This window comes from Microbispora sp. H10670 (assembly GCF_014161385.1).
GTDB classification, from domain to species: Bacteria; Actinomycetota; Actinomycetes; order Streptosporangiales; family Streptosporangiaceae; genus Microbispora; species Microbispora triticiradicis.
The window spans coordinates 82377-106173 of record NZ_JABBWW010000012.1; the positions used below are offsets into that span (position 1 = coordinate 82377).

The window sequence follows — 23797 nt, forward strand, 5'->3', positions numbered from 1 at the left end:
ACCCGGACGGCGGATGGCGCGTCGCCCGCTGTGGTGACGCGCCGCTCCGGCGCGTCCGCCTAGTTTCCTCGTGATGATCAACGGGTGGAACGAGGAAAGGGTGAGGAACATGCGAGCTGGTCGTGGTGCCTGGCTGGCGGCCGGGGCGGCGGCGGGGCTTCTCGTGGGCGGCGGCGGGATCGCCGTGGCCACGACGGCGACGACCTCGTCGATCGTGGCCTGCGTGGGAGCCGACGGCGTGATGCGAATGGTTGGGGAACTGGAGTCGGCCCGGGCCGGGGCAGCGGGGCTCGCCGCGCCCACTCCCACCGCCACCACGCCCACGTCGATATGCCGCAACGGCGAGCGGACGGTCACCTGGAACGTCGCCGGCCCCGAGGGCCCGCAGGGCCTGCCCGGACCTCAGGGCCCCAAGGGGGACACCGGACCCCAGGGGCCTCAGGGCGTGACCGGACCACAGGGCCCGAAGGGGGACAGGGGCGAGCCGGGCGCCGCGTACGGGCAGACCTACAACGCCCAGAAGAACGTGACGTACGCGGACGGAACGCAGGTCGAGGTGGCGCGGATCCCCGAGGTGCCCGCGGGAAACTACGTGATCCAGGCCGCTGTAAAGACCGAGATCGTCTACCCCACACCCGGGTCCCAGACCCTCACGTGCGAGGTCAGCACACCCACGGGCGTCACCTCCGCCATTCCGCGGCAGTCCGGCTCCAGTAAGTCGGACGGGGGCATCCTGCTCGCCTTCTTCGTCACCGCCAAGCTGGACACGCCCGGCCCTGTGGTCCTCACGTGCCGGCTCTCTTCGGAGCTGAGCACCAGGGCCTACTCCGAGAGCAGGCTGATGGCGACCGGCGTGCCTTCGGTCGTCAACTTCTAGCCGGAGATCCGGGAACGTCCGGCCCTGGCCGCCGGGGGCGGCCAGGGCCTCGACGGCGCGTCCCGGGTATGCGGGAATCTCCGGGCCGGCGTGGCTCGGTGATCGTTTCCGCGCACGGCACTAGACCGGCGGAACGGCCTCCCCGCGCTTCACGGCCTTGAGCGTGCGCATCGCCAGGTCGATCCGCTCCAGCGCCGTGCCGAGGTGCGAGTCGGGCTGGAACGGCAGGTCGGCGGCGAGGGCGCACGCCTCCAGCACCCGCTCGACCGATTCGTCGTCGAGCAGGTCCTCGTACACGAGCACCAGCGAACGGGCCTCCCTCGCACCGGTCGTGAGGCCGGACAGGAGATCGCCGGCCGCCCCGGCGGTGTGCTCGTGCGCCGACGCCCGCTGCTCGGCCAGCGAGAAGGCCCGCGCGGACATGCTCGACAACGCGAGCAGGACGGCGGTCGCCGCGCTCCGGATCTCGTCCTCCCTCCTGAGCCGGCGATCGAACTCGTGCTGGGCGACGACCTGCCGCATGACCGCGCCGTAGGTGGCACGTGCCTGCACCAGCGAACCGGCCGTGCTGAACACCCCGCCGATGACCGCGCCGAGCAGCCCCAACCAGAATTCCGACATCGGCCACCCGTTATTCAGACGTCTGATTCGTGCGAGGAGTCGTACGGCTGTTCCGGCGGCCGCCTCGCCTCGTCAGATGTTAGGAGGAACGTTGTTCAGATTCCGGAAGAATTCGTCGATTGTTCGAGATTTCCGGCGATGATCGCGGAGAACCGGAATGATCGGGGCCATCTCCCCCATCGCCCGGCCCGCTCCGGTCTCCTTCGCGATGCGAACGGCCCGCAGAGCCGCGCGGGCGGATTCCTCCATGTCGCCGGCAGCGGCATGGGCGACCGCCAGGCGGGCGGAGACCAGGCTTCCCTCGTGGTAGAAATCGCGCGGCCACTTCCGCATGCCCGCCTCCAGCACCTCGATGGCGGCTCGGGGACGCCCGGTGTCGGTCAGGACCTTTCCGCGTTGCAGGGCGAGATAGGCGTGCGTGACGTAATCCGCCTTGATCAGATTCCTCTCGCCCGGGTGATCCTGGGCACGCGGGCCGTCGACCAGTTCGTCGGCCTCGTCGAGCAGCCGCAGGCCGATCTTCCGCACTCCCATGCCGCTGTAGGCGTGGGCCCGCTGCTGCAGCAGGAACGCCTTCATCGTCGGCGGGAGCCCGTCCTCGATCGTCGTCCGCGCCAGCGACAGAGCGAAGGGCCGGTCGTCCGCGTCGACGGCGATCTGGGAACGCCGGCCGAGGAAGTAGGCCTCCAGCTGGGCGTTGCCGCCGACCCGTGCCCAGGTGACGGCCAGGTCCTCGTAGGACGCGGCGACGGCCGGAGCGCCGGCGCTCTGATGGAGCCAACCGGCGAAGTCGGCCCACTGGGCGCCGGTCCTGAGCAGATCACGGCTCATGGAGCCGCGCGCTCCCTCCCGCAGCAGGCGCCGTATCAGCGACAGGTACCCCGCGGCGGAGGCGATCAGCTCGGCCGGGCCGAAGGCGCGCTCGCGCGCCACCAGGGCGAGCCGGGCCGCGTCCAGATCGTCGATCATCTCCCGGCCGAGCCGCGGCCGCAGGACCGCGCCGGCGATGTCCCCGCGGCTCGCCGCGTAGTAGATCATCGCGCTCAGCGAACCGGTGAAGGCCCTCCTGCTGATCAGCCCCTCGGGGCCGGATCCGGGCGGGCTCTCGGGCGGTGGGTCGAGATGCAGATCCAGCAGCGCCTCCACCCGGTCCGCCAGACCGCTCGCCGGCCGGACCGGGAGCATTTCCAGCCAGACGACGAACGCCGGATCGCACCCCGCCCGCTTGGCCAGCTCTTTCGTGGTGAGTTCGGCGGCCAGCCGCCGCGCCTGCAGCGTTTTACCCCACGGAAGGTCAGATCTCCCAACGTCGCTCGAATCGGGCTTATTGCCCAATTGCGACTCCCGCCTGGCGGCCACGTCCAGAGTCTAGGAGGCAGGCGCTATTCGAGCCATGTCGATTATTTCAGGGCTACTGATATTTCCTGATTTCGGTGACCTCTAAGGAGCTAGAGGTGGTCGGGGGCCTCGCCGCGTTCCCGGATGAGGGCGGTGAGCTGGGCGACCGCCCGGCGCGAGCGCTCCCGCTCGGTGCTCTGGATGCCCATCGCGCCCAGGCTGAGCCCGTTCGCGAGGTCGAGCTTGGGCCAGGGGTCGCCCTCCACCATCGTGACGTCGAGCACCTCCGCCCACTCGAAACGGTGGACCCGCAGCGGGTTCACCACCGTGATCCCCCGCTCGTCCGCCCGCACCCGCAGGCGGCCGAGCAGGTGCAGCACGAACGCCACGAGCAGCCCGAAGCCGACCATGCCCAGCCGGTCGGGCAGCTTGAACTGCTCCGGCAGGCCGACCGCCAGCACGATCGCGCCGCCCACCATCACCCCCGCCAGGCCGTACGCGATGATCGTCGTGCTCCGGGGCCGCCAGGTGACCGGCAACGACGGCACGCCCTCAGGCATGACGATCCCCCTCGGGACTGCGTACGGCGTGCCCGGCGGACGGACGGAACGTGATCACCAGTGACATCTTCCCGGCTCGGCGCTGCGGATGCGAGGATCGCGCGGGTGTCAGCCGGCGAGGCCGCGCAGGAGGACCGCGGTCTCCAGGGCGGCGATCGTCGCCTCGTACCCCTTGTCCTCCTTGCTGCCCGGCACGCCGGACCGCTCGACCGCTTGATCAAGGGTGTCACAGGTCAGCACCCCGTTGCCCACGGGGGTGGACTCGTCGAGGCTGACCCTGGTCAGCCCCGCGGTGACCGAGTCGCAGACGTAGTCGAAGTGGGCCGTGTCGCCCCTGATCACCGCGCCGAGCGCGACGACGGCGTCGCAGCGCCGCGCCAGTGCCTGGGCGACCACCGGGATCTCCAGCGACCCGGCCACCCGGACCGTGACCACGGCCGCGCCGCTGTCCTCGGCCGCCCGCACCGCCCGGGCCAGGAGCCGGTCGGTGATCTTCTCGTGCCACCGGGCCGCGACGATGCCGACGGTGAGCCCACCCGCGTCCACCGCCGCCGCGTCCGGCCGTCCCGCACCGCTCATGCGCCCTCCTCGCCTGACGGCTCGGAGCCGCATGCGCGGACCGCGCTGTGCCTGCTTATTCGCTCGCTTCGCTCACTCATGAGGCCTCCCTGCCGAAGTGCTCGCCGTGGATGTCGCGGGGTATGCCGCCGGAGATCTCGTGGCCGAGCCGGTCGCGCTTGGCCGTCAGGTACCGCTCGTTGTAGGGGTTCATCGCCACCGGCATGGGTTCGCGGCCGAGGACCTTGACGCCGTACCCGTCCATGCCCCGCGTCTTGGCGGGGTTGTTGGTCAGCAGCCGCACCGACTTCACGCCGAGGTCGGCCAGCATCTGCCCCGCGTTGGAGAACTCCCTGGCGTCCACCGGCAGCCCCAGTTCGAGGTTGGCGTCGACGGTGTCGCTGCCGTTGTCCTGCAGGCCGTAGGCCCGCAGCTTGGCCAGCAGCCCGATGCCCCGCCCCTCGTGGCCGCGCAGGTACACGATCACGCCGCGGCCGCACTCGGCGATCATGCGCATCGCGGTGTCGAGCTGCACCCCGCAGTCGCAGCGCAGGGAGCCGAGCACGTCCCCGGTGAGGCACTCGGAGTGCGCCCGGACGAGCACGTTCTCACCGTCGCCGAGGTCGCCGTACACCAGCGCCAGATGCTCGCCGCCGTCGAGCGCGCTGGCGTAGCCGTACGCGCGCCACATGCCGTACCGGTTCGGGATGCCGGTCTCGGCGACCCGGGTGACCATCGGCTCCGACCGGCGGCGGTGCTCGACGAGCTGCTCGATCGACACGAGCGCGAGGTCGTGCTCGTCGGCGAACTCGCGCAGCCTCGGCAGGCGCGCCATCGTGCCGTCGTCGTTGACGATCTCGGCGAGCGCGCCGGCCGGGGACAGCCCGGCCAGCCGGGCGAGGTCCACCGACGCCTCGGTGTGGCCGGGACGCGCCAGCACGCCGCCCTCGCGGTAGCGCAGCGGGAAGATGTGCCCCGGCCGCACCAGCTCGTACGGCTCGGTCGCCGAGTCGCACAGGGTCTTGATGGTCCTGGCCCGGTCGGCGGCGGAGATGCCGGTCGTCACGCCGTCCCTGGCGTCCACGCTGATCGTGTACGCCGTGCGCAGGCGCTCGCGGTTGTCCTGCACCATCAGCGGCAGGCCGAGCCGGTCGAGCGTGGCGCCCTCCATGCCCACGCAGATCACGCCGCTGGTGTGGCGGATCGTGAAGGCGACCAGCTCGGGCGTCGCCTTGGACGCGGCGAAGATGAGGTCGCCCTCGTTCTCGCGGTTCTCGTCGTCGACCACGACCACGGGACGGCCGTCCCGGATGTCGGCGACGGCCCGCTCGATCGGGTCCAGCCTGATGTCACTCACGCGATCACCGCCCGCAACGTGCGCGACTGGCGCAGCCAGTCACGGAAACCGATCATCACCATCACGAAGAACAGCCCGTAGACCACCCCGGAGACGACCAGCCCGGAGCTGAACGCCAGCGGCACCCCCACGAGGTCGACGGCCACCCAGATGATCCAGAAGTCGACCAGGGCCCTGCCCTGCGCCCACGTCGCCGCCGCGCTGCCCACGAAGATGTACGCGTCGGGCCAGGGGCTCCAGGAGATGTTCCAGCCCCGGGAGTTGAGGAAGGTGAAGGTGAGCGCGACCGCCACCGTCCCGGCGACCAGCAGGCCCACGAGCGCCGCCCGCTCTCCCGGCCGCGCCGACCGGATGGGCAGCTCCGCGCCGCCGCGGGTGCCGCGCGACCACTTCACCCAGCCGTAGACCGCGAGCACGCCGAACAGCGCCTGCTTGAGCGCGTTGCCCGTGATGTGCGCGCCGACCGACGCCACGAACAGCAGGACCGACCCGAGCAGCTGCACCGGCCAGGTCCAGATCGTCTTCCTGATCGCGAGCCAGACCGTGCCCAGCGCGCACACGTTGCCCACCAGGTCGGTCCACAGGACGTGCTGGCCGTACACGTCGAATCCCGCCTCGGTCCAGCTCACGCCGCGACCTCCTTGGCGGTCGCGGCGGTCAGCTTCTCGACGTACTTGGCGATGACGTCCACCTCCAGGTTGACCGGCTCGCCCGGCTGCTTGCGGCCGAGCGTGGTGAGCTCCAGGGTGGTGGGGATCAGGCTGACCGCGAAGGAGTCGTCGCTGACCTCAGCCACGGTCAGGCTGACCCCGTCCACGGCGATCGACCCCTTCTCCACGACGTAGCGGGCGAGACCGGCGGGCAGCGAGATCCGCACGACCTCCCAGTGCTCCCCGGGCTCGCGCGACAGCACCTCCCCGGTCCCGTCCACGTGGCCCTGCACGATGTGCCCGCCGAGCCGCTGGTCGGCCCGTACGGCGCGCTCCAGGTTGACCCGCGAGCCGGGGCGCAGGGCGCCGAGCGCGGACCTGGCGAGGGTCTCCTTCATCACGTCGGCGGCGAAGGAGTCGCCCTCCGCGCCGGCCACGGTGAGGCACACGCCGTCGACGGCGATCGAGTCGCCGTGCCGGGCGTCGCCGGTGACGACCGGGCCGCGCACCGTGAGGCGCGCGGAGTCGCCCAGGGACTCCAGAGCCACGACCTCGCCGAGCTCCTCGACGATTCCGGTGAACATCTCAGCTCTCCTTAGGGGACTGTACGACCTGGGGATCCGCACCCAGGGGATCGGTGTGCGGGAAGGACTGACGAGCGGGGATCTTGGGCCGCAGGACCACCTTGAGGTCCGGCCCGAGGGGGGTCACCGAGGCGAACTCCAGCCGGTGGATCTCCGTGATCGTCGAGACGCCCGCCGGGCCGAGCGCCGCCGCGCCCGCGCCCAGCAGCGCCGGGGCGAGGTAGCCGACGACCCGGTCGACGAGTCCCTCCCGCAGGAACGCGCCCGCGAGCGTGGGACCTCCCTCGACCAGCACGCTCACGATCTGCCTCCCGTGCAACTCAGCCAGGAGAGCGTGGAGGTCTATTCCCCCCTTGGCACGGGGGATTCGTACGACGTGGGTCAGGTGGGCGGGGACGGCGGCGTCCTCGGCCACCGCGACCAGCGTCGGGGCCTCGCCGTCCAGCACGCGGGCGCCCGCGGGGGTGCGGGCGCCGGGGTCGGCGACGACGCGCAGCACGGGCGTGGCGCGTGGCGAGGCGGGGAGGGCCGCCGGCGGCGCGATCGAATCGACGGACGGCCGGACGGTCAGCCGGGGGTCGTCGGCCAGCACGGTGCCGATTCCGGCGAGGACGGCGTCGCTCTCGGCCCGCAGGCGGTGCACGTCGGCCCGCGCCTCGGGCGAGGTGATCCACTGGCTGGTGCCGTCGGAGGCCGCCGAGCGGCCGTCGATCGTCGCGGCGAACTTCCAGGTCACGTAGGGCCTGCGGGCCCGTACGAAGGTCAGCCAGGCGGCGTTGCCCTCCTCGGCCTCCGCCGTCAGCACGCCCTCGTCCACCAGCACGCCGTGCCGCCGCAGCACCTCAGCGCCGCCCGAGGCCACGGGGTTGGGGTCGGGGACGGCGACGACGACCCGCGCCACGCCGGCCTCCAGGAGGGCGGCGGCGCAGGGCCCGGTCCTGCCGGTGTGGGCGCACGGCTCCAGCGTCACGTAGGCCGTGCCGCCCCGGGCCCGTCCGCCCGCCTCGCGCAGCGCCACGACCTCGGCGTGCGGACCGCCGGCGTAGGCGTGGAAGCCCTCCCCGGCGACCTCGCCCGACGCGTCGAGGACGACGCAGCCGACGACGGGATTGGGGCTGGTGCCGCCCAGTCCCCGGGCGGCGAGCGCGATCGCGCGCCGCATGTGAAGGATGTCCCGCGAGGTCACCCGGTCTTCCTCTCGCCGTTGCCGTAACGGCGGGCCCCGGGGAACGATCGGGATGCGGCCACGCACCACTGCTCGGGCGGCCCGCTGCCGGAACGGCCCTGTGGGACCGCCCGGCGGCATACGACCGCCCGTTCGCGCGCTTCCTCCCATCCGGACTTTCACCGTCGGTCCTGGAGTCTCACCAGGTCCACCGGCCGATGGCTTCGGCCGGGTCGCGGACTTCACCCCTGGGGGCAGGGATGTCACCGCCGGTTCGGAATTACACCGACCCCGGAGCACGCTGCTCTGCTACCACCAGTGTAGCCATGCCCGGCTCGACGGCCATAGCGCGGGATTGCGGCGATCGGAGTGGTGATCGAACAAGGATCCTTATCCGTGCGCTTCTTCTCGGGTATGTGTGGGTTATGTCACAAAGTTGTGACATAAGTACATTCATGTAATATGCAGTGTCCCGCGATGCGTCCACCAAGGTCAACGCGGCCGCAGGACACAAGGTGATTTACATTGCACAACGAAGCAAGAACGCGTCGAACTGTCCGCGCGAAGTGATTGACCCCTGCCAAATCAGTTGCCAGGGTTCCCTATAGTCGGATCTCTTCCGATCGTTAATGGTCCACCCGGGAGCACCGAACCATGACGTTCCCCCCTTCGACCGCGACCGACGCCGCCGCGGAACCCGCGGACACCGCGGACCCGGCCGCGTCCGGTTCCGCCGTCGTCGGCCGCTCGCCCGGACGGCTCATGTGGCGCCGCTTCCGGCGCGACAGGACAGGCGTCGCCTCGGCGATCGTCGTGCTCGCCTTCTTCCTGATCGCGCTCCTGGCTCCCGTGATCGCCGGGTTGTACGGCAAGGACCCGTACACCACGTACGGGCAGAACCAGCCCGGCCTGCTCAACCAGTTCGGCTATCCCGTCGCGCCGAACGGCGGCATGAGCGGGGACTTCTGGTTCGGCCTGGAGCCCGGCCTGGGCCGGGACGTCTTCACCCAACTGGTGTACGGCATCCGCACCTCGCTGAGCATCGCCGTCATCGTGACCGTGCTCACCACGATCATCGGGGTCGTGATGGGCATCACGTCGGGTTACATCGGCGGCCGCACCGACTATGTGATCGGGCGGGTCATCGACACGCTGCTCGCGTTCCCCTCGCAGCTCTTCCTGATCGTCTTCCTCCCGGTCGTCGAGGCGGCTCTCGTGCTGCCCGAGGAGGAGACGCCGGTGTGGCTGCGGTACGTGTCGATCTGCGTCGTCCTCACCGTCCTCGGCTGGGCCACGATCGCCCGCCTGCTGCGCGCCCAGGTGCTGTCGCTGCGGGCGCGCGAGTTCGTGGAGGCCGCCCGCGTCACCGGCGCGTCGCCGGCCCGGGTCATCTTCAAGGAACTGCTGCCCAACCTCTGGACGCCGATCATCATCCAGGCCACGCTCGCGCTCCCGCTCTACGTCGGCGCGGAGGCGGGACTCGGCTTCCTCGGCGTGGGCATGACCGAGCCCACCCCCGACTGGGGCCGCATGTTCCAGGTGGGCGTGAACGTCTACCACTCCGACGTCACCTACCTGCTGTTCCCCGGCGTCTCGATGCTCATCTTCGTTGTGGCCTTCAACCTGCTCGGAGACTCCATCCGCGACGCCTTCGACCCACGCACCAAGCGCTGACCCATGAGCGCGCACCTCCATAGGAAGGACCACATGAGATCGCACAGCAGGCGATTCGTCTCCATGACGGCCGTGCTCGCGGCGGGCGCGATGGCGCTGGCCGGCTGCGCCAAGGGCGGTGGCGGCGGGGCCCCCGAGGGCGCCGCGGGCAGCTCCCAGAAGCCGCTGGAGAACAAGGCCGTCAGCGCGATATCGGTCGGCACCGCCGACGACTCCACGGGACCGGCCCCCGAGGTCCCGGGCGCCAAGCCGGGCGGCACGGTCTACATGATCGACCGTGACGACTTCAGCCACCTCGACCCCGGCCGCGTCTACCTCAACTACAACTCCTCGGTCTCGGCCCTGTTCACCCGGACGCTGACCAACTACAAGCAGGACGACGCCGGCAACATCAAGCTCGTCGGCGACCTCGCGACCGACACGGGCACGACCACCGACGGCGGCAAGACCTGGAAGTTCACCCTCAAGGACGGCCTGAAGTGGCAGGACGGCGCGCCGATCACCTCCGCTGACGTCAAGTACAGCTTCGAGCGCCTGTTCGCCGACTTCATCACCGAGGGCCCCGACTACGCCGAGTCGTGGCTGGTCCCCGACGCGAACAAGCCGTTCCGCGACCAGTACAAGGGCCCGTACGACGGCAAGGAACTCGACACGATCGAGACGCCGGACGACAAGACGGTGGTCTTCCACCTGAACGCGGCGCACCCGGACTTCAACTTCACCGTCGCCATGACCGGCTACGGCGCCGTGCCGAAGGCGCACGACACCAAGCAGAAGTACGACAAGCAGCCCTGGTCGTCCGGTCCGTACAAGATCGTCAGTCACGTGACGGACAAGTCGCTCGACCTGGAGCGCAACGAGCACTGGGACAAGAACACCGACCCGATCCGGCACGCGTACCCGGACAAGTTCCACATGGAGTTCGGCCTGCAGAGCCAGCAGTCCACCGAGCGCTTCATGGCCGACGCGGGCAACGACAAGCAGGCGTTCACCTTCCACAACCCGGTCGCCCCCGAGCGGGTCCAGGAGGTGCTCGGCAACCCCGACCTGATGAAGCGGTCGCTGCAGGGCCTGACGCCGTTCACGACCTTCTACAACATCAACACCAAGCGGGTCACGGACGTCAACGTCCGCAAGGCGATCCAGTTGGCCTGGCCGTCCAAGCAGATCCAGCAGCTCCAGGGCGGTGAGATCTCGGCCGGGAAGATCGCCACCACCGTGATGAGCCCGACCGTGCTGGGCTACGAGGCGTTCGACCTGTACGAGAAGTCGAGCAAGCCCGAGGGCGACCCCGAGGCCGCGAAGGCGCTGCTGGCGAAGGCCGGGAACGCCACCCCGACCATCGTCTACGCCTACAACCAGACGCCGACACAGGAGAAGGTCACCATCGCCATCAAGGAGGCGCTGGGCAAGGCCGGGATCAAGGTCGTGGGCAAGCCGCTGAACGCGGGCACCTACTACGACGCCATCGGCCCGGTGGACAACAAGTACGACGTCTACTGGGGCGGCTGGGCGGCCGACTGGCCGACCGGCTCCACCGCGATCCAGCCGCAGTTCGACGGCCGCCAGATCTCCGACAACGCGCCGAACTACAGCCACCTGAACGTGCCGGAGATCAACTCGGCCATCGACAAGGCCAACGCGGCCACCGACCCGGCCGAGGCCGGCAAGGCGTGGGCCGCGATCGACCGGCAGATCATGGACCAGGCCGCGATCATCCCCGAGTTCTACCAGACCTACTTCGGCCTGTACGGCTCGGGCCTCGGCGGGGTGCGGTTCGACCCGATCCAGGGCGAGCAGTCCGCGCTGAACGTCTACGTGAAGTAGCACCACCCGGGTCCGCCGCCTCCGCCCCCGCGGGCGGGGCGGCGGGCCCCCGCCCGTTCCGACCGCTGGAGCACGTACGAGACCATGACCAGCTTCCTGGTACGCCGGATCCTCGGCGCCCTCATGATCCTGCTGATCATCAGCGCGGTCACGTTCTACCTCTTCTACGCCGTCCCCCGCGACCCCGCCCGGGCGTTCTGCGGCAAGATCTGCCCGCCGGAGACGCTCCAGCTGGTCCGGCACAACCTGGGCATGGACGAGCCGCTGTTCGTGCAGTACTGGCACTGGCTCGTGGGCATCTTCGCCGGCCGGGAGCTCGTGCAGTTCGGCGACTGCCCCGCCCCCTGCCTGGGCTACTCCTTCGCCACCCAGGAGCCGGTGTTCGGCGCCATCGTGGACCGCTTCCCGGTGACGCTGTCCCTGACGTTCGGGGCGTCGATCGTCATCCTCGCGTTCGGCATCATCACCGGCATGATCGCGGCCTGGAAGGTCGGGCAGCCGCTCGACAAGATCGCCAGCGCCTCCTCCGTCATCGGGGCCTCGCTGCAGATCTACTTCGTCGGCCCGCTGCTGGCCTTCTACCTCGTCGACACCATGCAGCTGATCCCGCGCCCGTCCTACGTGCCGGTCACCGAGGACCCGGTGGGCTGGTTCACCCACCTGCTCCTCCCGTGGGTGGTGCTGTCGATCATCTTCACCGCCAACTACACCAGGATGACCCGCTCCCAGATGGTGGAGCAGCTCGCGGAGGACTACGTCCGCACGGCGCGGGCCAAGGGCATGTCGAACCGCGCGGTGTTCTTCCGGTTCGCCTGGCGCGGCGCGATGATCCCCATCGTCACGATCTTCGGCGTCGACCTCGCCACCCTGCTGGGCGGCGCCATCATCACCGAGCAGACGTTCACCCTCCACGGCATCGGCGAGCTCGCCGTGCGGGCCGTGCAGAACAACGACCTCCCGATGCTGCTCGGCGTGACCATCGTGGGCGCCGCGATGATCGTCATCCTCAACATCGTCGTGGACGTGCTCTACGCGTTCATCGACCCGCGGGTCCGCCTGACCTGAGCCGCGCCCGAGCCGAACGCCCGAAACCTGGAACTGGAGCAGCAAGTGACCACCGTGTCGTGGAGCGGCGAGCCGGGGACCTCTCGCGGCCCCGGGCCGTTCCTGTCCGTCCGTGACCTGAGCGTCGAGTTCAGCACCGAGGACGGCGTCGTCCACGCCGTCGACGGCCTGTCCTTCGATCTGGAGAAGGGCACCACGCTCGGCATCGTCGGCGAGTCGGGGTCGGGCAAGTCCGTCACCAACCTCGCCATCCTGGGCCTGCACGACCCCGCGCACACGCGGATCGGCGGCGAGATCTGGCTGGAGGACCGGGAGCTCATCACCGCCGACCGCGCCACGATGGAGAAGCTCCGCGGCGACCGGGTCGCGATGATCTTCCAGGACCCGCTGACCGCCCTGTCGCCGTTCCACACGATCGGCCGGCAGATCGGCGAGGTCTACCGCAAGCACCGGGGCGCGAGCAAGAAGGAGGCCCGGGACCGGGCCGTCGAGATGCTCCGGCGGGTGGGCATCCCGCAGCCGGAGGTGCGGGTGGACCACTACCCCCACGAGTTCTCCGGCGGCATGCGGCAGCGCGCGATGATCGCCATGGCGCTGGTCTGCGACCCCGACCTGCTGATCGCCGACGAGCCGACCACCGCGCTGGACGTGACCGTCCAGGCGCAGATCCTCGACCTGCTCAAGGACCTGCAGCAGCAGTTCGGCACCTCGATCATCCTGATCACGCACGACCTCGGCGTCGTGGCCAACACCGCCGACGACGTCCTGGTCATGTACGCCGGGCGGGCGGCCGAGCGCGGCACCGTCCGCGAGGTGCTGCGCGAGCCGCGCCACCCCTACACGTGGGGCCTGCTGTCGTCGATGCCGCGGCTGAACTCCAGCGTGGACGTCCCGCTGAAGCCGGTGCGCGGCACTCCCCCGAGCCTGCTCAACCCGCCCTCCGGCTGCCCGTTCCACCCGCGCTGCGACTATCCGCGGCTCGCCGGGCCCGAACTGTGCTTCCGGCAGCGGCCGGACGTCTCCCCCGAGACGGGTCACGGGGACGCCTGTTACCTCACCCTCGAACAGAAGAGGGAACTTCGCACCACCCAGGCCTCGGACCAGACCGAGGCACAGATCGACGCTCGGACCGAGGACGGCGCATGAACGAGACGCTGCTGGAGCTCAAGGGGCTGGTCAAGCACTTCCCCGTACGGGGTGGCACGCTGATCAAGCGCCAGGTCGGGGCGGTCCACGCGGTGGACGGCATCGCCCTCGCCGTCGGCGAGGGCGAGACCGTCGGCCTGGTGGGCGAGTCGGGCTGCGGCAAGTCCACCACCGGCCGCCTGGCGGCCCGCCTGCTCGAACCCACCTCGGGCGAGATCCTCTATCGCGGGCGGAACATCGCCCACAGCTCGCGCCGGGAGCTCAAGCCGATCAGGCCCGAGATCCAGATGATCTTCCAGGACCCCTACAGCTCGCTCAACCCGCGCCAGACCGTCGGCACGATCATCCGCGGGCCGATGGAGGTCAACGACATCGACCCGCCCGGCGGGCGCAGGCGGCGCGTCCAGGAACTGCTGGAGATCGTCGGCCTCAACCCCGAGCACTACAACCGCTTCCCGCACGAGTTCTCCGGCGGCCAGCGGCAGCGCATCGGGATCGCCCGCGCCCTGGCGCTCGACCCCAAGCTGATCATCGCCGACGAGCCGGTGTCGGCACTGGACGTCTCCATCCAGGCGCAGGTGGTCAACCTGCTGCAGGAACTGCAGCGCGACCTCGGCATCGCGTTCCTGTTCATCGCGCACGACCTCGCGATCGTACGGCACTTCTCCCAGCGCGTCGCGGTCATGTACCTCGGGAAGATCGTCGAGATCGGCGACCGTGCCTCGATCTACGAGCGGCCCCGGCATCCGTACACGCACGCCCTGCTGTCGGCGGTGCCGGAGCCCGACATGTCGAGCGAGCCGCGTGAGCGCATCCGCCTGGCGGGCGACGTGCCCTCGCCGATCAACCCGCCGTCCGGCTGCCGGTTCCGCACGCGCTGCTGGAAGGCCCAGGACAAGTGCGCCGAGGAGGTGCCGCCCCTGGTCCGGCTCAGCGGCAACCGCGAGGGCCACCTGACCGCCTGCCACTTCCCCGAGGCGCCCACCACCCAGGGCGAGGACGTGGTCCTCGACCCCGCCCTGGCCTGACCCCGGCCCGTCCGGGGGACGGCCGCGCGGGTCCGCGGCGTGACCGGGCGCGGCCAGGCCAGGCAAGCCCGGCCGAGAAGCCCGTTCGGATGGGCCGGTCAGGAGGGCGGGGTCGCCCGCTCGGCGAGGTTCCTGAGCTCCGTGACGGCGCGGGCGGGGTCGTCGGCGCCGTAGACGGCGTTGCCGGCCACGAAGACGTCGGCCCCGGCCTCTGCGCAGCGCTCGATGGTCTCCGTGGACACGCCGCCGTCGACCTGGAGCCACACCTCGCCGCCGTACTTGTCGATCAGGGTGCGGGCCCGCGACACCTTCGGCAGCACGATGTCGAGGAAGCGCTGCCCGCCGAAGCCCGGCTCGACGGTCATGACGAGCAGCATGTCGATCTCGGGCAGCAGGTCCTCGTACCCCTCCACGGCGGTCGCCGGGTTCAGCGCGAGACCGGCCCTCGCCCCGGCCGCGCGGATCGCCCGCAGCGTGCGCACGGCCGCCTTGGCGGCCTCGGCGTGGATCGTGACGCTGCCCGCGCCCGCCTCGGCGTAGTCGGGCGCCCACCGGTCCGGCTCCTCGATCATGAGGTGGCAGTCGACCGGCGTCGAGGTCGTCTTGAGCAGGGACTCGACGACCGGCAGGCCGAGCGTGAGGTTGGGCACGAACCGGTAGTCCATCACGTCGACGTGGAGCCAGTCGGCGACGTTCTCGACCCGCGCGGCCTCGTCGGCGAGGCGGGCGAAGTCGGCGGACAGGATGCTGGGCGAGATCTGAACGGCCATAGTCCCTGCAGTCTATTCAGCCCTGGCGCCAGGTCCCCGCCCCCGCCCCGTACCGCCCTGCCGCCTCGTGCCGTCCCGGGTCCGGTCCGGGAACCCGTGGCGAGGACGCCCTTCAGGGACGGCGCAGCAGCGCCAGGAACATCGCGTCGGTGCCGTGCCGATGCGGCCAGAACTGCGCGTACGGCCCGTCGCCGAGCCCTGGGACCTCGGGCAGGAACGCGCGCGCGTCCAGCACCTCGGCCCGGTCGCGCACGTCCTCCACCACCGCGCGGGTCTCGGCCAGGTGCGGCGAGCAGGTCACGTACGCCACGACGCCGCCCGGCCTGACGGCCTCCAGCGCCGAGTCGAGCAGCCGCCGCTGCAACGCGGTGAGCTCGGGGATGCTCCGGGGGTCGCGCCGCCACCGGGCCTCCGGCCGTCTGCGCAGCGCGCCGAGCCCGGTGCAGGGGGCGTCGAGCATCACCCGGTCGAACGCGCCGGGCCGCCACGCGGGCCGGGTGCCGTCCGCCGTGATCACCTTCGCCTCGCGGGTGGTGCCCCAGACCAGACGGGCGCGGTGATACTGCAGGTCGGCGCCGAGCAGCCGGGCGCCCCGCTCCGTGGCCACCGCGTCGAGCAGCCCGGCCTTCCCGCCGGGACCCGCGCACATGTCCAGCCAGGTCGTGTCGTGGTCGAGCGGCACACGGGTCAGCGCGAGCGCGACAAGCTGGCTGGCCTCGTCCTGAACGGCCGCCCGCGCCTCCCCCACCGCCGCGAGGGAGCCGGGGTCGCCCTCCGGCAGATACGCGGCGTACGGCGAGTAGGCGCCGGGCTCCGCCCCGGCGGCGAACAGCTCCTCCACCGTGGCCCGCCCGGGCCGCGCCACCAGCGCCACCCGGGGCCGCTCGTTGTCGGCCTCCAGCAGCGCGGCCGTCTCGTCCAGGTCGCCGCCGACCGCGTCGCGCAACGCGGTGACGATCCAGCGCGGATGGCTGTAGCTGACGGCGAGGTGGCCGGCCGGGTCCTCCTCGCGGGGCGGCGCCACGATCTCCAGCCACTGCTCCAGCGTCCGGCCCGCGACCTTCCGCAGCACGGCGTTGGCGTACTTGGACGGGCCCGGCCCGACGCGCAGCCGCACGAGGTCGATGGTGGCGCTGACCGCGGCGTGGGGCGGGATCCGGGTGCGCAGAAGCTGGTGCACGCCGAGACGCACCGCGTCGAGCAGCGGCGGGTCGACCTTCTCCGGCGGGCGGTCGCTGCACGCGGCGATCACCTCGTCGTAGGTGCCGAGGCCGCGCAGCGTCCCGTAGGCCAGCTCGGTGGCGAGGGCGGCGTCCCGGCCGGTGATCCGCCGCTGCCGCAGCAGCGTGGGCATGAGCAGGTTGGCGTACGCGTCACGCTCGTCGACGGCCCGCATCAGGTCGTAGGCGGCGTTACGCGCCTCGTCACGCGGCGGGCGGCCACGGCCCTGCCTCCGCTGCCCGGTCCTCGCCTCGGGGGCGGCCTGCCCGGCGTGCCCCGTCTGCGCGCCGCGTCCCGGCCGGGCCCGGCCGGCACCGCCGCGCGGTCCGCCACCCTGGCCGCCGGCCTGGCCACCGTTCTGTCCGCCGCCCCGGCCCTCTGCCTGGCCGCCCCGCCGGCCGCGCGGCGCGCCGCCCCCGGCGTCGCCGCCCTGGCCCCTGCCCTGCTTCACCCTGCCACCCTCGACCCTGCCACCCTCGACCCTGTCATCCGTGAACCAGCGGGCAACCCTAGCGCCTTCCTCCGCCACCCCGCCGCCCGGCGAACGTTCCGCCCGCGCCGTGCACCGCCCGGAACGCGTCCGCCTCGACGCGGCACCGCCCGGTCACGTCGGTGGTGGTGGCCACCGGGTCCCTCAGACCAGCGTCTCACCGTCGGCGAAGCGAACGCCGCGGCCCCACTCGGCGGCGGTCATCTGCCGCTTGCCCTGCGGCTGCACCTCGCCGAGCTCGACGGGGTGGCTGGCGGTGCCGACGAGCACGGTCTTCCTGGTGGCCGCGATCTCGCCGGGGGCGAGCTTGTCCGCGTCGGGGGCGAGCCGCACCGGGCCGATCTTGACCCGCTGGCCGCGGAACTCCGTCCAGGCGCCGGGAGCCGGAGTGCAGGCGCGCACGAGCCGGTCCACCCGCATCGCGGGCGCGGCCCAGTCGACGCGCGCGTCGTCGACCTCGATCTTCGGGGCGAGGCTGACGCCGTCCGCGGGCTGCGGGCGCGCCTCCAGGGCGCCGTCCTCGACGCCGTCCAGCGTGGCCAGCAGCAGGCCCGCGCCCGCCTCGCCGAGCCGGGCCAGCAGCGTGCCGCTGGTGTCGTCGTCACGGATCGGCTCGGTCAGCACGCCGAAGACCGGCCCGGCGTCCAGCTCCTTCACGATGCGGAAGGTCGAGGCGCCGGTGACGTCGTCACCGTGCAGTACGGCGTGCTGGACGGGAGCCGCGCCCCGCCACGCCGGCAGCACGGAGAAGTGCAGGTTGATCCAGCCGTGAGGCGGGATGTCGAGGGCCGTCTGCGGAAGCAGCGCGCCGTAGGCGACCACCGGGCAGCAGTCCGGGCCGATCGCCCGCAGCCGGTCGAGGAAGTCCGGGTCGCCGGCCTTCGCCGGTCTGAGCACCTCGATGCCCGACTCCTCCGCGAGCTGGGCCACCGGGCTGGGGTGCACCTTCCGCCCCCGGCCCGACTGCGCGTCCGGCCGGGTGACGACGGCCGCCACCTCGTGCCGGGGCGAGTCCAGCAGGGCGCGCAGCGACGGCAGCGCGGTGTCGGGGGTGCCGGCGAAGACCAGGCGCACTACAGGGCCCGTCCCTGCGTGGCGTGCGGCGAGATCTTCACCACCGGGGCCGACAGGCCGCTCCACTCGGCCTCGCGGATCGCCTTCATGGCGAGCTTGCGCTGCTTCGTGTCCATCCTGTCGATGAACAGCACGCCGTCCAGGTGGTCGGTCTCGTGCTGGAAGCAGCGCGCCATGATGTCGGTGCCCTCGATCGTCACCGGCTCGCCGTGCATGTTGAAGCCCTTGGCGACCGCCCGGATCGCCCGCGGCGTGGGGAAGGACAGGCCGGGGAAGGAGAGGCAGCCCTCCTCGCCCTCCTCGTCCAGCTCGTCGCCGAGGTCGAGATCGGGGTTGATCACGTGGCCGAGCTGCTCGTCCACGTAGTAGGTGAACACGCGCAGCCCGACGCCGATCTGCGGCGCGGCGAGCCCGGCGCCCGGCGCGTCCATCATCGTGTCGGTCAGGTCCTTCACGAGCCTGCGCAGCTCCTTGTCGAAGTCGACCACCGGCTCGGCCGGCGTGCGCAGCACGGGGTCGCCGAACAGGCGGATCGGCTGAATGGCCAAGGGTCGGCTCCGTTCACGTCACATACACGAGGAGGATCACCACAGTCTATGTGCGCGACCGCACCTTCATCGCCGTCTTCCTGGCCGTCTTCGCGATCAGCGGATCGGGGTGGTGCCGGCCGAGCATCTCCAGCACGGCGAGGGCGTCGGGGTGGTCGGCCCGGCCCATCTCGGGCACCAGCGCGAGCAGGTCCTCGCCGAGCAGGTCGAAGTGGGCCACGGAGTCGACCGGGGCGCCGATGTAGAGCAGGGCGGCGAGGGTGTCCACCGCCACCCAGGCGCCGTCGCCCTCGCCGAGCGCGGGCGCCTCCAGGTCTCGCACGCCCAGCCAGGCCGCGGCGTAGCGCCACATCATCGGCTCGTCCAGGGCCTCCCGTACGGCCTGCGCGGCCTCGGGGCCGAGCTCCTCCAGCACGGTCCCCGCGGTGCCGCGCTGGGCCGCGTCGCCCGACGCGGCGATCTTGATCAGCTCCCGCGCGGCGTCCTCCGGGACCCGGCGCTCCAGCCAGAGGGTGGCGGCGCTGGCGGACGCCCGGCCGTGCAGCATCGCGTCGATGAGGTCGGCGGCCCCCAGCTCGGCCAGCGCGGCCACCTCGCCCAGGGACGGAGCGTCGTGTCCCTCCCGCAGCAGGTCGCGGCGCACCGCCCACACGCCCGGCTGGCTGAGGCGGACCAGCTCGCCGGTCAGCTCGATCAGCCCGCAGTACTCCAGCAGCGCCATCGCCGCCGACAGCTCGCCCGGCAGGGTCATCCGCAGCCGCCGCAGGTCGGCCGGCCGCGCCTCGCATCCCACCTCGTGCGCCTGCAGGATGCCGCCGGCGAGCGCCGCGAGCGGCATGCCCTCGCGCACCGAGTAGATCGTGGCGAGGATCTCGGTGAGGTGCTCGTCGACCACGGCCGAGCCGGTGAGGCCCTCCTCGGTCCGGTCGAGCACGTCCATGACCACGCCGTCCCAGAACTCCATGGGGTCGGGCACCCCCGGCCCGGGGCGGGCGCCCTGGCGGGTGACCTCCACGAGACGGCCGTTCACCGCGACCACCCACAGCAGCCGGAGCCGGGCGGCCGCCAGGTCCAGCGCGGCGACGACCGCCTCCGCCTCGGCCGGGTGCGGCAGCCCCTCCTCGGTCACCTCGCAGACGCCCTGGGGGGAGGCCGCGCAGCGGCCCCCGACCCACTCGGCGAGGCGGCGGGCGTCGCGTACGAGGGGGACCTCCCGGACCGCGTGGACGAGCTCCTCGTCGGGGGCGATGTCGACCGGCGGGAAGGTGAGCACGTCGCTGTCGGCCATTCCAGCAACTTACTGCACAGCAGTCACCTGATGCCCCGCGAACGTGCCTTGAAGGCCGCTTTCCGGGCGGCCTTCGCGGCGGCCTGGTCCCGCAGCGTGTTGCCGAGCAGCTCCAGGACCTCGACGACGTCGGGGTGCTCCACCCGCCACATGTCCTCGATCAGATGCGGGGGCGGGCCGGAGGCCGCGATGTTCTCCGCGAAGCCCTCGGGGTCGGCCTCGGCGGCGGGCAGCGCCAGCGCCAGCATGTCGACGCTCATCCACAGCACCTCCTCCGGCGTGAGCGCGGGGGCCTCCAGGCCGCGCGAGGACAGCCAGTGGATGGCGTGCGGGCGAAGCTCGGTGTCGTCCAGGTAGGACCGCACGACGGGAGCCGCCTCCCGGCCCAGCCGGTCGACGATCGTCACCGCGACCCCGCGCACCTCCGCCGGGGCGCCCGCGACGGCGGCCAGCAGCTCCGCCGCGGCCTGCTCGGGCGTACGGCGGGACAGCCACTCTGCGATGTCCCGTTCGGCCGCCTCGTCCGCCGGGCCGTCGCCGATGAGGCCCGCGATGAGGCCGCTCGCGTCGCCTTCGGCCAGGTCGGGGGCGAGCGGCGCGTCCATGCCCATGCCCGCGTACACCTCGCGCAGGCCCCACAGGGCGTGCGTGGTGAGGGCCAGGCCGTCCTCCGTACGCTGGACCGTTCCCGCGTACGCCAGGCCGGTCAGCGCCTCGTCCAGCCGCCCCACCGGCCGCCCGTCGGCCAGTTCACGCAGGTAGTCGGCGAGCGCGTCCACCGGGACGGGCGACTGCAGCCGGTAGAGCAGGTCGTGGATCTGGGCCATCCCGTCGTCGACCACCCGCTCGCCGGTCAGCGGCACCAGGCCCTCGATCAGCAGCTCCAGCGCCCCCGTCCACAGGTCGAGCACCTCCTCGTCGCCGCGCTCCGCCAGGTCGCGGAAGCCCTCGGCCGCCTCGACGGCCGGAGGGCCGGCGTGCGCCAGCCCCAGTTCGAGCGCCAGGCGCCAGGCGGCCTCGGGGCGTCGTACGCCGAGGCCGTCCCTGATCGCGCGGGCGTCCGCGGCGCGCAGCGAGCGGCGCAGGGTGAGGGTGCGGCGGCCCTCCGCCAGCCACGTCACCACGCGGTGGGCGTCGACCAGCAGCGGCACCTCGCGCGCCGCCCGCGCCACCTCCTCGGCCGGCGCGAGCCGTACGGGCGGCAGCGGCGCGCAGCCGGGGCAGTCGCAGTCGGGGCCGTCCGTCTCCCCCTCGGCCCGGCCGCCCGCGGCGTCGAGCTCCAGCGAGTCGGGGCCGATGGCGCTGAACAGGCTCTTGGCCATGCCGAACTTGGACGTGTCGGCGAGCGCCCGGGGCATCTCGGGCTCGATCTCGTCGATCGTCGCCCGCATCCGGGCGGCGGTCTTGCCGCCGATCTCGCCCGTGTCCAGGAGGAACTCGACCAGCGTGCGCGCCGCGGCCACGGTCTCCGGCGCGCTCTCGGGCGGCGCGATGACCTTGCGCGGGTAGATCTCCAGCAGGAGCTCCTCGAAGGTCCCCGGCCGGAAATCGCCCAGCTCGTTGACCTCCAGATAGTCGCTGGCGTAGTCGCACAGCAGCCGTACCTCGTCGACGTCGACCTCGACGTTCCTCTCCCGCCCCCAGGCGCGGAGGCCGTCGACGGCCCGGTTCACCCATTCGATCGACACACACGCACGCTAACGGCTCGCTTTGTGCGAGGCGAATCGGTCAGATGAGATCGAGCGGATCAATGTTCACTCGGACCACCTCCGGTGCCTTGCGTGCCGAGCGCACCCCGGAGGCGCCCTTGAGCGCGCGGGCGAGCGCGGAGCCGAGGTGACGCGGCACCCGGACCATGGCGCGCTCCATCCCGCCGTCCACCGGCACCGGCCCCAGCACCTGCGCCCCGGCGGGCAGACCGGCGTCCGCCAGCGTCTCCCTGACGGCCGCCGCCGGGCCGGTCAGCGTGGCCAGCCGCACGGCCGGCGGGAAGCCCAGCTCGGTCCGGTCGTCGAGCTCCCGCTCGGCGAAGGTGACGGTGTCCCACCGCAGCAGGGCCTGTACGGCCGGGACCGCCGCGTCGGCCATGACGACCAGCTCGCCCGCAGGCCGCAGCAGCGCGGCGGCGTTCGCCCAGCGCCGCAGGGTCTCCTCGGCCGCGCGCAGGTCGGGACGGCCGAGCAGGGCCCATCCGTCGAGCAGCACGCCGGCCGCGTAGCCGCCGTCGGGCACCGGTTCGGCCCCTGGGGTGGCCACGACCAGTGCCGGAGCTCCGCTCACCCTGGCCAGGACCCCGTCGCGTCCGCTCGTGCGCACGGCGACGGACGGGAAGGCCCGGCCCAGCTCCTCCGCCGTCCGCCGGGCGCCCACGATGACGGCCCGCACGCCGGTCCCCCCGCAGGAGGGGCAGCGCCAGTCGCCCGCGATCCGGCCGCACCAGCGGCAGTACGGCATGGCGTGCCCGCCCCGCAGGGCCAGCGGTCCCGAGCAGACCGGCCCCGAATACGACGGCTCCGAGTGCGACTGCTCTGAGTACGACTGCTCCGAGTGCGACTGCTCCGTGGCGAGGCGGACCGGCGGCGCGCCCGAGCAGCGGGCGGGAGCGCGGCAGTGGCGGCACGCGAGCGCGGGCAGGTAGCCCCTGCGCGGGACCTGCACGAGGACGGGCCCGTGCTCCAGGCCCTCGCGCAGCGCCCGCCAGGCGACGCTGGGCAGGCGGGCGGCCCTGGCCGCCTGGTCACGGGCCAGTTCGGCGTCGTCGCCCGCGGGGCGCACTCTGGGGGCCCGCGCCCGCACCACCGCGCGGTCGGGCACGAGGGGGCCGGCCCAGCCCGTGTCGACGAGCGCCGTCGCCTCGGCGGTGCGGGCGTAGCCCCCGACGAGCAGGCCCGCTCCCGACTGGTGGGCGCGCAGGCCGAGGACCTCCCGCGCGTGGGGATAGGGGGCGTGGCGCTCGGCGTGCAGGTCGTCGCCGTCGTCCCAGATGACCGCGAGGCCCAGCCGGGCCACCGGGGCGAAGGCCGCCGGGCGGTTGCCCACCGCGATGCCGGCCTCCCCTCGCAGCGCCTTGAGCCAGCGCCGGTATCGCTCGGCGGGCCCGAGGTCCGCGGTGATCGCGACGTGCGGGGTGTCGCCCAGGGCCTCGGCCACCAGGGCCACGTCCCTGCCGTCGGGAACCACCACGACGACGCCCCGGCCGCCGTCCAGCGTCACCCGCGCGGCGGCCGCGATCGCGTGGGGCCACGTCGGCCCGTCGGCGTCCGTGCCGGGCAGGGCGGTCCACACCGCCCGCGGCGCCCTGCCCTCGGCCAGCGCCTCCAGGAACGAGGCCCCCGCCGGATAGGCCTCCCACGGACCCGCGTACGCGTCCTTCCCCGCCGGGGCGGCGGCGTCGGCGCCCGCGGGGAGATCGGCGCGGCGGACGGGGGTGCGCGCCTCGGCCTCGACCCGGGCGTGCCGCGGCGGCACCGCCAGCCGCAGGACGTCGGGCAGGGTCCCGGCGTAGCGGTCGGCCACCGCACGGGCCAGGCGGGCGATCTCGGGGGTGAGAACGGGCTCCGGGGAGATCACCCGCTCCAGGAAGGACAACCGTCCGCCGTGTTCGCTCTCGGCCAGCCGTTCGAGCAGGTAACCGTCGGCGAGCTGACCGGCGAAACGGACCCGCACCCGGCAGCCGGGCACGGCCTCGGCGTCCATCTCGGCGGGGACGAGGTAGTCGAACGGCCGGTCCAGGTGCGGCAACGGCGTGTCCACCACGATCCGGGCGACCGGAAGGCTCGCCGCCGCCTCACGCGCCCCCTTGCGCGCGCCCGCCCGCGCCCGCTCCGTGCCCGCCGCACGAGTCCGCCCGGCGGGCTGGATGAACCGCTTCCCGGCGGCGGGAGGCGCCGGTAGGAGCGCCTCCTGCGGATGAGGGGCACGGGTCGGCTCGGTCACGTGTACGTCCTACCAGACCC

Annotated in this window: 21 protein-coding genes and 1 riboswitch; of the genes, 6 read left to right on the plus strand and 15 right to left on the minus strand. The window is 72.5% G+C overall.

The genetic code is table 11. From position 1 onward, the window contains the following. The first annotated feature begins 109 nt into the window (after nt 1–109). Entirely contained in the window at nt 110–877 is a 768-nt protein-coding gene (locus HHX33_RS37285; protein WP_220501945.1) for a collagen-like protein, read from the plus strand. 120 nt (nt 878–997) lie between these two features. On the opposite strand, the gene HHX33_RS18630 is transcribed toward HHX33_RS37285, so the two are convergent. The 8 genes from HHX33_RS18630 to ribD all read right to left on the minus strand — a co-directional run bounded on the left by HHX33_RS18630 (nt 998) and on the right by ribD (nt 7731). Next, complete coding sequence (locus tag HHX33_RS18630) at nt 998–1498, minus strand: hypothetical protein (protein ID WP_182875729.1); 501 nt, start codon at nt 1496–1498, stop codon at nt 998–1000. 72 nt (nt 1499–1570) lie between these two features. Continuing rightward, complete coding sequence (locus HHX33_RS18635) at nt 1571–2857, minus strand: hypothetical protein (RefSeq protein WP_182875730.1); 1287 nt, start codon at nt 2855–2857, stop codon at nt 1571–1573. An 89-nt stretch (nt 2858–2946) separates the two neighbouring features. Beyond that, a complete protein-coding gene (locus HHX33_RS18640) occupies nt 2947–3396 on the minus strand; it encodes a PH domain-containing protein (protein WP_138462811.1) in 450 nt (149 codons plus the stop codon). Nucleotides 3397–3504: 108 nt separating this feature from the next. Beyond that, nucleotides 3505–3975 (minus strand): 6,7-dimethyl-8-ribityllumazine synthase, encoded by a 471-nt coding sequence (gene ribH / locus HHX33_RS18645; protein ID WP_182875731.1) that lies wholly within the window; start codon nt 3973–3975, stop codon nt 3505–3507. Between the two features lie 76 nt (nt 3976–4051). Continuing rightward, complete coding sequence (locus HHX33_RS18650; protein ID WP_182875732.1) at nt 4052–5311, minus strand: bifunctional 3,4-dihydroxy-2-butanone-4-phosphate synthase/GTP cyclohydrolase II; 1260 nt, start codon at nt 5309–5311, stop codon at nt 4052–4054. Beyond that, nucleotides 5308–5940: a nicotinamide mononucleotide transporter family protein gene (locus HHX33_RS18655; RefSeq protein ID WP_182875733.1), complete on the minus strand. Its 633-nt coding sequence runs from the start codon at nt 5938–5940 to the stop codon at nt 5308–5310. Before HHX33_RS18655 ends, HHX33_RS18650 begins: the two co-directional genes overlap by 4 nt. Then, entirely contained in the window at nt 5937–6545 is a 609-nt protein-coding gene (locus HHX33_RS18660) for a riboflavin synthase (protein ID WP_182875734.1), read from the minus strand. The genes HHX33_RS18655 and HHX33_RS18660 overlap by 4 nt, the downstream gene beginning before the upstream one ends. A 1-nt stretch (nt 6546) precedes the next feature. Beyond that, the gene (gene ribD, locus HHX33_RS18665) at nt 6547–7731 is read right to left on the minus strand and encodes a bifunctional diaminohydroxyphosphoribosylaminopyrimidine deaminase/5-amino-6-(5-phosphoribosylamino)uracil reductase RibD (RefSeq protein ID WP_310741435.1); all 1185 of its coding nucleotides are present in this window, start codon (nt 7729–7731) and stop codon (nt 6547–6549) included. A gap of 132 nt (nt 7732–7863) precedes the next feature. After that, a riboswitch (FMN riboswitch) is annotated at nt 7864–8014 on the minus strand. Between the two features lie 350 nt (nt 8015–8364). Between ribD and HHX33_RS18670 the strand changes: the two genes are divergently transcribed. The 5 genes from HHX33_RS18670 (at nt 8365) to HHX33_RS18690 (ending at nt 14450) form a co-directional block, all read left to right on the plus strand. Next, nucleotides 8365–9384, plus strand: coding sequence for an ABC transporter permease (locus HHX33_RS18670; RefSeq protein WP_150933053.1), 1020 nt, complete (start codon nt 8365–8367; stop codon nt 9382–9384). A gap of 33 nt (nt 9385–9417) precedes the next feature. Next, entirely contained in the window at nt 9418–11211 is a 1794-nt protein-coding gene (locus tag HHX33_RS18675) for an ABC transporter substrate-binding protein (RefSeq protein ID WP_182875735.1), read from the plus strand. 84 nt (nt 11212–11295) lie between these two features. Further along, nucleotides 11296–12276, plus strand: coding sequence for an ABC transporter permease (locus HHX33_RS18680; protein ID WP_111700282.1), 981 nt, complete (start codon nt 11296–11298; stop codon nt 12274–12276). A gap of 45 nt (nt 12277–12321) precedes the next feature. After that, a complete protein-coding gene (locus HHX33_RS18685) occupies nt 12322–13422 on the plus strand; it encodes an ABC transporter ATP-binding protein (protein ID WP_310737891.1) in 1101 nt (366 codons plus the stop codon). Further along, nucleotides 13419–14450, plus strand: a complete 1032-nt coding sequence (locus HHX33_RS18690) for an ABC transporter ATP-binding protein (RefSeq protein WP_182875736.1) — start codon at nt 13419–13421, stop codon at nt 14448–14450. Before HHX33_RS18685 ends, HHX33_RS18690 begins: the two co-directional genes overlap by 4 nt. A 98-nt stretch (nt 14451–14548) precedes the next feature. Here the strand turns inward: HHX33_RS18690 and rpe are convergent, their stop codons facing one another. The 7 genes from rpe to HHX33_RS18725 form a co-directional block, all read right to left on the minus strand. Then, entirely contained in the window at nt 14549–15220 is a 672-nt protein-coding gene (gene rpe, locus HHX33_RS18695) for a ribulose-phosphate 3-epimerase (protein ID WP_111700279.1), read from the minus strand. Between the two features lie 112 nt (nt 15221–15332). Next, nucleotides 15333–16616, minus strand: coding sequence for an RsmB/NOP family class I SAM-dependent RNA methyltransferase (locus tag HHX33_RS18700; RefSeq protein ID WP_220501961.1), 1284 nt, complete (start codon nt 16614–16616; stop codon nt 15333–15335). A gap of 459 nt (nt 16617–17075) precedes the next feature. Further along, nucleotides 17076–18005 (minus strand): methionyl-tRNA formyltransferase, encoded by a 930-nt coding sequence (gene fmt, locus HHX33_RS18705; protein WP_182875738.1) that lies wholly within the window; start codon nt 18003–18005, stop codon nt 17076–17078. After that, entirely contained in the window at nt 18005–18553 is a 549-nt protein-coding gene (def, locus tag HHX33_RS18710) for a peptide deformylase (protein WP_117408579.1), read from the minus strand. Before def ends, fmt begins: the two co-directional genes overlap by 1 nt. Nucleotides 18554–18599: 46 nt before the next feature. Beyond that, nucleotides 18600–19841, minus strand: coding sequence for a hypothetical protein (locus HHX33_RS18715; protein ID WP_182875739.1), 1242 nt, complete (start codon nt 19839–19841; stop codon nt 18600–18602). A gap of 23 nt (nt 19842–19864) precedes the next feature. Further along, the gene (locus tag HHX33_RS18720; protein WP_117408577.1) at nt 19865–21529 is read right to left on the minus strand and encodes a hypothetical protein; all 1665 of its coding nucleotides are present in this window, start codon (nt 21527–21529) and stop codon (nt 19865–19867) included. Between the two features lie 40 nt (nt 21530–21569). Then, the gene (locus tag HHX33_RS18725) at nt 21570–23777 is read right to left on the minus strand and encodes a primosomal protein N' (protein ID WP_182875740.1); all 2208 of its coding nucleotides are present in this window, start codon (nt 23775–23777) and stop codon (nt 21570–21572) included. Between the last annotated feature and the right edge of the window lie 20 nt (nt 23778–23797).

Coding starts and splice junctions, on each gene's coding strand:
- HHX33_RS37285 (WP_220501945.1), top strand. CDS start 110: ATGCGAGCTGGTCGTGGTGCCTGGCTGGCGGCCGGGGCGGCGGCGGGG.
- HHX33_RS18690 (WP_182875736.1), top strand. CDS start 13,419: ATGAACGAGACGCTGCTGGAGCTCAAGGGGCTGGTCAAGCACTTCCCC.
- HHX33_RS18670 (WP_150933053.1), top strand. CDS start 8,365: ATGACGTTCCCCCCTTCGACCGCGACCGACGCCGCCGCGGAACCCGCG.
- HHX33_RS18700 (WP_220501961.1), bottom strand. CDS start 16,616: ATGCGGGCCGTCGACGAGCGTGACGCGTACGCCAACCTGCTCATGCCC.
- HHX33_RS18715 (WP_182875739.1), bottom strand. CDS start 19,841: ATGGCCGACAGCGACGTGCTCACCTTCCCGCCGGTCGACATCGCCCCC.
- HHX33_RS18675 (WP_182875735.1), top strand. CDS start 9,418: ATGAGATCGCACAGCAGGCGATTCGTCTCCATGACGGCCGTGCTCGCG.
- HHX33_RS18680 (WP_111700282.1), top strand. CDS start 11,296: ATGACCAGCTTCCTGGTACGCCGGATCCTCGGCGCCCTCATGATCCTG.
- HHX33_RS18640 (WP_138462811.1), bottom strand. CDS start 3,396: ATGCCTGAGGGCGTGCCGTCGTTGCCGGTCACCTGGCGGCCCCGGAGC.
- HHX33_RS18660 (WP_182875734.1), bottom strand. CDS start 6,545: ATGTTCACCGGAATCGTCGAGGAGCTCGGCGAGGTCGTGGCTCTGGAG.
- HHX33_RS18630 (WP_182875729.1), bottom strand. CDS start 1,498: ATGTCGGAATTCTGGTTGGGGCTGCTCGGCGCGGTCATCGGCGGGGTG.
- rpe (WP_111700279.1), bottom strand. CDS start 15,220: ATGGCCGTTCAGATCTCGCCCAGCATCCTGTCCGCCGACTTCGCCCGC.
- ribH (WP_182875731.1), bottom strand. CDS start 3,975: ATGAGCGGTGCGGGACGGCCGGACGCGGCGGCGGTGGACGCGGGTGGG.